11 protein-coding genes are annotated in these 7,547 nt (G+C 32.8%); 9 read left to right on the top strand and 2 right to left on the bottom strand.

The annotated features are described in order from the left end of the window. The first annotated feature begins 238 nt into the window (after positions 1-238). From Q0546_RS00565 to Q0546_RS00550, 4 genes are all read left to right on the top strand, one after another. Positions 239-1,228: a tyrosine-type recombinase/integrase gene (locus Q0546_RS00565; RefSeq protein WP_298789565.1), complete on the top strand. Its 990-nt coding sequence runs from the start codon at positions 239-241 to the stop codon at positions 1,226-1,228. 38 nt (positions 1,229-1,266) lie between these two features. Beyond that, positions 1,267-1,410, top strand: a complete 144-nt coding sequence (locus tag Q0546_RS00560) for a hypothetical protein (RefSeq protein ID WP_298789563.1) — start codon at positions 1,267-1,269, stop codon at positions 1,408-1,410. A gap of 81 nt (positions 1,411-1,491) precedes the next feature. Then, positions 1,492-1,845 (top strand): type II toxin-antitoxin system HicB family antitoxin, encoded by a 354-nt coding sequence (locus tag Q0546_RS00555; RefSeq protein WP_298789561.1) that lies wholly within the window; start codon positions 1,492-1,494, stop codon positions 1,843-1,845. Position 1,846: 1 nt separating this feature from the next. Further along, positions 1,847-2,080: a hypothetical protein gene (locus Q0546_RS00550; protein WP_298789559.1), complete on the top strand. Its 234-nt coding sequence runs from the start codon at positions 1,847-1,849 to the stop codon at positions 2,078-2,080. A 347-nt stretch (positions 2,081-2,427) separates the two neighbouring features. On the opposite strand, the gene icmH is transcribed toward Q0546_RS00550, so the two are convergent. Then, positions 2,428-3,207, bottom strand: coding sequence for a type IVB secretion system protein IcmH/DotU (icmH, locus tag Q0546_RS00545; protein ID WP_298789557.1), 780 nt, complete (start codon positions 3,205-3,207; stop codon positions 2,428-2,430). 430 nt (positions 3,208-3,637) lie between these two features. On the opposite strand from icmH, the gene Q0546_RS00540 reads away from it, so the two are divergent. From Q0546_RS00540 to mazF, 5 genes are all read left to right on the top strand, one after another. Continuing rightward, a complete protein-coding gene (locus Q0546_RS00540; protein WP_298789555.1) occupies positions 3,638-4,138 on the top strand; it encodes a hypothetical protein in 501 nt (166 codons plus the stop codon). Positions 4,139-4,217: 79 nt separating this feature from the next. Beyond that, positions 4,218-4,541, top strand: a complete 324-nt coding sequence (locus tag Q0546_RS00535) for a hypothetical protein (protein ID WP_298789553.1) — start codon at positions 4,218-4,220, stop codon at positions 4,539-4,541. Further along, positions 4,538-4,756, top strand: coding sequence for a hypothetical protein (locus Q0546_RS00530; RefSeq protein ID WP_298789567.1), 219 nt, complete (start codon positions 4,538-4,540; stop codon positions 4,754-4,756). The genes Q0546_RS00535 and Q0546_RS00530 overlap by 4 nt, the downstream gene beginning before the upstream one ends. A 531-nt stretch (positions 4,757-5,287) precedes the next feature. Next, complete coding sequence (locus Q0546_RS00525; RefSeq protein WP_298789551.1) at positions 5,288-5,530, top strand: AbrB/MazE/SpoVT family DNA-binding domain-containing protein; 243 nt, start codon at positions 5,288-5,290, stop codon at positions 5,528-5,530. Positions 5,531-5,558: 28 nt separating this feature from the next. After that, positions 5,559-5,855: an endoribonuclease MazF gene (mazF, locus tag Q0546_RS00520; RefSeq protein WP_298789550.1), complete on the top strand. Its 297-nt coding sequence runs from the start codon at positions 5,559-5,561 to the stop codon at positions 5,853-5,855. A gap of 184 nt (positions 5,856-6,039) precedes the next feature. On the opposite strand, the gene Q0546_RS00515 is transcribed toward mazF, so the two are convergent. Next, a complete protein-coding gene (locus Q0546_RS00515) occupies positions 6,040-7,122 on the bottom strand; it encodes a Fic family protein (protein WP_298789549.1) in 1,083 nt (360 codons plus the stop codon). Between the last annotated feature and the right edge of the window lie 425 nt (positions 7,123-7,547).

Genomic DNA, 7,547 nt, shown 5'->3' with positions numbered 1-7,547 from the left:
GTATTATAGCTAATATATTGAAATGGGTCAATATAGTATACGCTTTATAGCTTATTGCTATCAATAATACCTAGTTATATGATTATTACTTGACAAATTTAGCTATTGTGATATAATATTCTAAATTATTTACATAATAGTATTTAAAAATAAGAGCTTTTAAAAAATTTATCCTTATGATAAATCTTAAAAAATATTTTACATAATAACCAATTATGTAAAATAAAAAGAGGAATTTATGAAAAATGACGAAAAACTAGACTTTGCGGATGAGATGGCAAACTACCGCGATAACTTTATTTCGTATAATAAAATAGCAGACAAGAGCATTAATACGATTAACACGTATAAAAATTGTCTTGACGGCTTTGTAGAGTTTTGTTATGAGAATAATGACGTAATTACATTTAACAACCTAAGTCAAAAGCATATAACAGACTACTTTATATGGCTAGATGAACTATATAAGAAAAAACAAAAGAAAAAGGCTACTAATAAAAGTAAAAGTATATCAAGCTCAACAAAGCTTAGTTATTTAACTATCTTAAAGATTTTCTTTAAGTATATTACTAATAATAACGATATGCTTATAGATTTAGAAAAAATACTAGATAACTACAAGATTGCAAAGAAAAAGACGAGCAAGCTTGAAAATTTTATGAAAGAGAGTGAGAGGGATAAAATTTTAGATTACATAGAAAATAGGCTCGTTAAAAAACCCGAGTATAGATATAACAAAAATTATAGAGATTCACTCTTAATAAAGCTAATGTTAAAAAGCGGACTTAGAATAAGCGAGGCATTAAATTTAAAATTTAGCGATTTTCAAGAGAGTGATGACGGAGAATTTTATGATATAAATATACTAGCTAAAGGCGGAGAGTATCAGACGGCATATATATCAAAAAGCTATATAGAATCTGAATTTACTTATTTACTAGAACGTAGCGATATCGACAACTACATCTTTACTGGCAGTCTTGAAAATAAACCTATTTCTAGGCAAAATGCGTATTCTTTACTGGCTCGTATATATAGAAAGTGTGGAATAATAAATAAAAGAGGTTGCCATATTTTAAGGCACTCGTTTGCTATGAATATGGTTGAGAAAAATACGAATTTGGGCGTTATCCAAAAGGCTCTTAGGCACAAAAAGATACAGACTACTATGATATACGCCGACGCTACTGGGGATATGGTCAAAAAAGAGATGAAAAGGGTGATGTAAGAAAAAGTATGTATAATATACGTATAAAAGGCAAAAATTTGAGTAAAAATGACAAATTATTAAAAGAGCTTGAAAACAATCCTAAAAATGTAAAATTTGAAGTGCTTGAAAAGTTGCTTTTAAATAATGGCTTTAATTTACGTGGCATAAAAAAGCTCACATCATTAATTCACAAATGGTAAAATTTTGCTTACTTTGCCATATAAAAAGCCCATAAAAACGTATTATATCAAGCTAGTTTTGGACGCCATAAAGGACAAATAATGAAAAATTTGGACTACTATCTAAACCTGCCGTATAAGATAGAGCTTAAAAAAATACCACAAAATCAAGGTGGTGGCTGGTGTGCGTTTATGCCTGAACTTAATAACATTGCGTTTTTTTATGGTGATGGCGAAAGCAAAGAAGAAGCCCTTGCCGAGCTTGAAGAAGCTTTTAAATTTACGATAGAAACAGCACTTGCTGACGGTATAAATATACCAGAGCCAATCGATGAAAATGCCAAGGTTCGCATAAATTTAACTATACCAAAAGGTGTTTTAAACGCAATTGACGCCGTTACGAATAACCGTTCGGCGTGGCTTAGCGAGCTTGCCAGAAAAGCATTGGCTATATAATATGTCGGTCGTAAGAAATTTAAACTACTACCTAAATTTACCCTATGTCGCAATCGTCGTAAAGGATAAAAACTTTGACGATACGTTTTACTATTATGCCTACTACAAAGAGTATGAATATATAAAAGGCGCCGGAAATAACGAAGCCGAAGCTATAAGCGATTTAAAAAGCGCATTTAAAGACGCGTTGGTCGAAATGCTATCGGATAACGAAGAAATAATAGAGCCTAGGTAGCTTAGTATTAAAACAAAAAGCTATGCTATTACTATGAAAGAAAATATAATGCAAGAGATAGATACCGCGGCAAAAGAGCTCGGTATTTCTCGTTCGGCATTCTTGGCCATTTCGGCTAAGAATTATATACGAGCGTTGCAATAATATACAAAAAGAAACGGATGTAGTGAGGCGAATACGTAGAATTTATAATATAGCTTCAAAAATAAAATATAAATTTGTATTTACATTTTAAATTTAGCTATGTTTCATAAAATTTAAGTTTAATAGAACTAAATTAATTTTTGACTATGACTCTTGATGTATATAAAAACGTCATATAAATTTGTATAATACAATAAAGCTAGCTATATTTTGGTATTAGAATCTCTCATAAAAGCGTCGATTTTATTATTAATGCTTGTATTATTTTTTATGTTTTCCTTATCCAGGCTATGTATTGAGTACATAAATGAAAGCGCGACCGCTATTATAGCTATCAGTATTGCAAGAGCTTTAGCTCCGCCAAAATTAAAATTATTCAGTATATTGTCAGGTTTAGAAGGACTATAGGCTTTTTTAAATAACATATCTTCATCGCTGCCTATCAGAGGGGCAATAGCTGATGCTATACTTTCACAAAGATATTCGATCTTTTCGTTACAATCATTCTCAAGATCGTATTTGCCTCTATAGCCAAGAGTTAAACAAGCATAAACAACTTCCAAAAGATCTTTGTTTTTTGCGGGATTTTCAAACCATTTTTCCATTATACCAAAAAATTTATTTCCACCTAAATTTTCGTTAAATAGTCTAATAGTAAGAGTATTATTTGCCCAAAAACTATTCATAAAAAGTTCATTTTTCATAAGACTTTCATCTATAAAGACACAGACGCAGTATCTGAGCCTAGTAATATCGTCTTCATCATAAATTCTAAGACTAGCCAGTTTTGAGCTTATGCTAAGTATATCATTGGTTAATTTCTCTTTTAAACCAATCATTTGCTCTTGTGAAATATTTTGTATCTTTGACATTCTATTAGCTAGAAGCAAAAGCGGCAAGACATGATCTAGGGCCTGATTTGTCCCCAGCCCTTGGAGTCGACTTTCAAACAATATAGAAAATGAATTATCTTTACTTTGCACCTATAGGCCTTTAAAATTTTATAGTATAGCCCACATTTTTATATCCGGGTTAGTTATATTATTTGTGACATATACGCTGATAATATTCTCGCCTATAAAAGACTTGTATATTACGTTTTGATTTTTTACATTTTTAGACACTAAACTAACCATCGAAAGCGCTATTTAATTAAAAGTAACGCTCCTTCGTCTCTATACGAGATTCTTATAATATTATAAAGAATCGCTAGTAGGAGGTGATTATTTTATATATAAATTGAAACTTAAAAATAAAATATTAATAGCCTAAAATCGGTTTTTGAGTGTATTATTTAAGCAAAACAGGCAGTTAAAGTGGAAGTTCGCTTTTTTTAAGGTTTGTTTTATTTTTCGACTAATGAATACATTCTAACTAAACATAGTTTTATATTCAGTTAAGTAGAATAGTCATATGAAAACCATAAAAGCCATACCTAAACATACTTTTTATGAGAAGCTTGCAGTCCGAAGAAAAAAAGAAAATTTAGATTACGACAAGTTAAAAGAAATTATCAAAAACACAAAACACATTTACCAAGATATTTCTGTGAGCGAGTTTTTAAAAGAGAATGACCTAGTTTGTGTAAAAAGGAAAATTATAGATTTAAACTCGGATACTTTTTTGAGATATTTATATCACAAAGCTTTTGAAAATAACAAAAAAGGACGTATGAATAGTTACGAAATCATTCGAGTTGCAGAGGATTTTTTCGGAGTTAAATTTGACGAGAGAACAAACGAAAGATTGATAAAAATTTTACGATTCAAACACCACTTTATTTATCATCCTACAGCTGAAAGTTATTTTAAGCACTATGGTTTTTCTGACAAGGACATCATAGAAATTTCGTTTTTGCTTGGCGAGATAGATAAAAGGACTTTTAACTACTATAAAAAAATAATGAGGAAATAAAACCTGCGGCACATATATAATATTTGCTAGTAAAGCTAGAATTTAATAATAAAATATAGAACCATGAAAAGGAAAAACAATGGCATACCCGTTACTAGGCACGAAAATAGTAATAGACGAAGAGAAGGTTTTACGAGAGAAAAAGTATAAGCTAGACGTAATATACGAATATTTAGACAAGCTTGCCGAGCAGTGTAATTTGATTAGGATTGATAAAAACACTTTTCACGCAAAAGGCAATGAGAATGATTTGGCAAATTTGGGACTATTTATTTGCCATTATGCCGCTCAAAATGAGTGGATAACCAAAAACGTTAAAGAATGGGTTTGGATAGATGAGGATGAAGGCAATGAAAATATGATGGCAAAATTAAAAAAAGAAAATATAGGGGTTTGGGAATGAGTGATGAAGCTATTCGTAGGGTTCTTATGTTTGATTTATCAACAAAAGAACTTGAGGGCATATTTGGTGAGGGCAACACCAGAAAACCATATTCTGATATAAAACGCTTTATGAAATCGAATGGTTTTATGCACAGACAATATTCAGGCTATGTGTCAGTAGAGCCAAAGACTAAAGCCAATATTAGAAATAGAAAAGGCGGCAAAGAGAACTAAAAGAGTAGCAAGAGCGTGTGTGACTTTTTGGGGTATATATTATACGATTTTAGTATCTTGTCTTCAAATCTCCTACATTTTTGGTATCTGAGCTTCTAAAAATTTTAACCATAAATAAAACAAGAAATCCAACGCCCTTTAGTCACTAGATGATTTACGGAGAGACTGCATAATAAAAGCTTGTAATTGCATAAAAACCAAGAAAAAGGCAAAGCTTGTAAAATTAGGCTCTAGATTACACTACGGCCTTAAGGCATAGATAGGTTTATTTTTTTGCGCTACAAGGCTCAGAACTCCTTGTTTTGCCCACTACCCCTCACGCTTAATCCCCTCCCCCATCCATATACTTGGTTGGTTGCTCAAGAGTATCCTTTATTTTTATCGTATTATATCGTTTTAAATTCTAAGCTTGCGCCGTATAGTAATATATCCGCTCGTTTTTATTTCAGTGCAAGAGCTATTGACGATTAAAATTTTAAAACCTTTTAAGACATACGCTGTATAATCATGGGCAAATTAAAAGGAATAAAAATGCAAGTAGCGCTTAATAAATGGGGCAATAGCGTGGGGCTAAGAATTCCAAATTCTATATTGCATGAACTCGGTATAGGTTGCGGCAATAAGCTAGAGATCAAAGTAGAAAACGGTAAAGCGGTAATGGAGCCGATAGACGACAAAAAAGATAGGCTTGCCGAACTGCTAAAAGCTATAAAGCCGGATAATCTACACAGCGAAGCGATTACCGGCGCTGCTATAGGTAATGAAATAATATGAGCTATACGCCAGACGCCGCAGATGTAATATGGATAGACTTGATTCCCAAGCCGGACATGAGCAAGCCAAATGCCGTCCGGCCGCCGTATTAACGCCCAAAGCCTACAACGAAAAAACGAGTCTGCTTATCTGCGTGCCACTAACCGCGAAAGTAAAAAACTATCCGTTTGAGGTTGCCATTAGCGGTGAAAAAGATGGCGTTGCGCTAGCCGATCATGTAAAAAGCCTAGACTGGCGGGCTAGAAACGCTAAGTATAAGGGAAAGATAACGCAAGAGGAGTTAGGAGAAATTCAAGAAAAACTCGGACTACTTTTGGGAATTTAATATATGGATGTTTAAGATTAATGCGCGCTATGATTTTATAAAAGGCAGGGTAAAAATTTATCTTTATTTTTTGGAGTGGTATAATTTATTAAAATGCGTTAAAACCTCCTCAAATTTTTAACACATTGCCGCGGATATGTTAAAGATTTAGTATTTTCTTAACATATTATAGAAGACTTGTGCGCTATAGTATTAGTCCATGTTGTAATATTTCAAACAACTTTAAATTTACAAAGTAATTCATACGACCGAGTTTTACGCATTTAAATGCTCCTAATTTTTCGCAAATTTTAAGATATTTAGAAGCGGTTTGTCTAGAGATATTTAGTTTTTTCTCTACCGATTCTATCTTTGTATATGGATATGAAAAAAGTAACTCCACAAAGTCTTTGCTGTATATCCTCCGCTCTTTTTCCTGCAAGAGCTCGCTAAATTCTCTTATAGCGTCGTCTATCTCTTTTATGAGCGTGACGGATGCCTCAGCGGTACGCTCTATGCCGTTTAGCATATACTCTATCCATTCGCTCCAATCGCTGTTTTTACTTACGTTTTCTAAAAGTTCGTAGTATTTGGACTTATTTTTTATGATATAAGCACTTAGATATAAAATAGGTAGGTCAAGCAGCTTTTTGTGCGTTAGATATAAGACGTTTATGATGCGTCCGGTTCTGCCGTTTCCGTCATAAAACGGATGTATGGTTTCAAACTGATAGTGGATCACCGCTAGTCTAATTAGCGGATCAAGTTCGTCCAAGTCGTCGTTTATGTACTTTTCTAAATTTGCCATCAATCTATTTATATCGTCTATGTGTTGCGGCGGTATATGTTTTATCTCGCCCGTGGCGGGATTTTTAAGCATAGTTCCGCTTTGGGTGCGAAAACCGGCGTTACTACGCTGCAATCGTTTTTGAATCTCTAGTATATGACGAGTTAAGAATAGATTATCTTTTTTTATAAGCAAGTAGCCTTTTTTTAAGGCGATTTCGTAGTTCATAACCTCTTTTGCGCTTTGTGCGATCCTGGTTTCGTCTATTTGCGCTAAAAATAGCTCATCGTGCGTCGTGATAATGTTTTCTATAGCGCTTGAATCTTTTGCCTCTTGCAAAACGAGAGAATTTATCAAAATATCATGGTTTGGAATGGTTTTTATAAAGCCGTTTAGTTCGCCTAGTTTTCTTGAGGCTCTATTGAGTGCTTTATAAATTTGCTCAGTAGGCTTAAAATCCAGTGGAAGCTCTTGGGGTATAAATTCTCTTTTTTGGGTCATGTTCTTACTCATACTTTTTGTAGTAGTCTATCTAAAATGAATTAAAATTTGGATTTAATTTAGCGTAAGGGGGTGCATAATGTGTAGGGTTAGCGTACGGCGATTTGTTTTGTTGCTTGTTCAATAAATTTAGGCTAGACGCAACTAAAGCAGATTTTCTTTTATCGGTTTTAGCAGAATTTGATAGAATTCTTTCGTATCTTTACCGTTATTATATCTAAGCCCTACTTTGATTTATTCTTGAGTTTTAATGTTGCATTTTTTTGAGATATGTTATTATATAAAAATATTGTTGATAAGATTGATATGGAGTTGAATAACTTGCTACATAGACTAATTAAAAATTATTTTATTACTTTTAAAAATCAGCCGCTGGATATACAAATAGCTTTTGTTTTGTTTTTAGCCGGAGCTTTTTGTACTCT

Origin of the sequence: uncultured Campylobacter sp., from assembly GCF_937997465.1 — a bacterium.
In the GTDB taxonomy this organism is placed as follows: domain Bacteria; phylum Campylobacterota; class Campylobacteria; order Campylobacterales; family Campylobacteraceae; genus Campylobacter_A.
The sequence above is the reverse complement of the archived record's forward strand: the minus strand, read 5'-3'. Positions and strand labels throughout refer to the sequence as shown.

Coding starts and splice junctions, on each gene's coding strand:
- Q0546_RS00565 (WP_298789565.1), top strand. CDS start 239: ATGAAAAATGACGAAAAACTAGACTTTGCGGATGAGATGGCAAACTAC.
- Q0546_RS00555 (WP_298789561.1), top strand. CDS start 1,492: ATGAAAAATTTGGACTACTATCTAAACCTGCCGTATAAGATAGAGCTT.
- Q0546_RS00550 (WP_298789559.1), top strand. CDS start 1,847: ATGTCGGTCGTAAGAAATTTAAACTACTACCTAAATTTACCCTATGTC.
- Q0546_RS00540 (WP_298789555.1), top strand. CDS start 3,638: ATGAAAACCATAAAAGCCATACCTAAACATACTTTTTATGAGAAGCTT.
- Q0546_RS00535 (WP_298789553.1), top strand. CDS start 4,218: ATGGCATACCCGTTACTAGGCACGAAAATAGTAATAGACGAAGAGAAG.
- Q0546_RS00530 (WP_298789567.1), top strand. CDS start 4,538: ATGAGTGATGAAGCTATTCGTAGGGTTCTTATGTTTGATTTATCAACA.
- Q0546_RS00525 (WP_298789551.1), top strand. CDS start 5,288: ATGCAAGTAGCGCTTAATAAATGGGGCAATAGCGTGGGGCTAAGAATT.
- mazF (WP_298789550.1), top strand. CDS start 5,559: ATGGATAGACTTGATTCCCAAGCCGGACATGAGCAAGCCAAATGCCGT.
- Q0546_RS00515 (WP_298789549.1), bottom strand. CDS start 7,122: ATGACCCAAAAAAGAGAATTTATACCCCAAGAGCTTCCACTGGATTTT.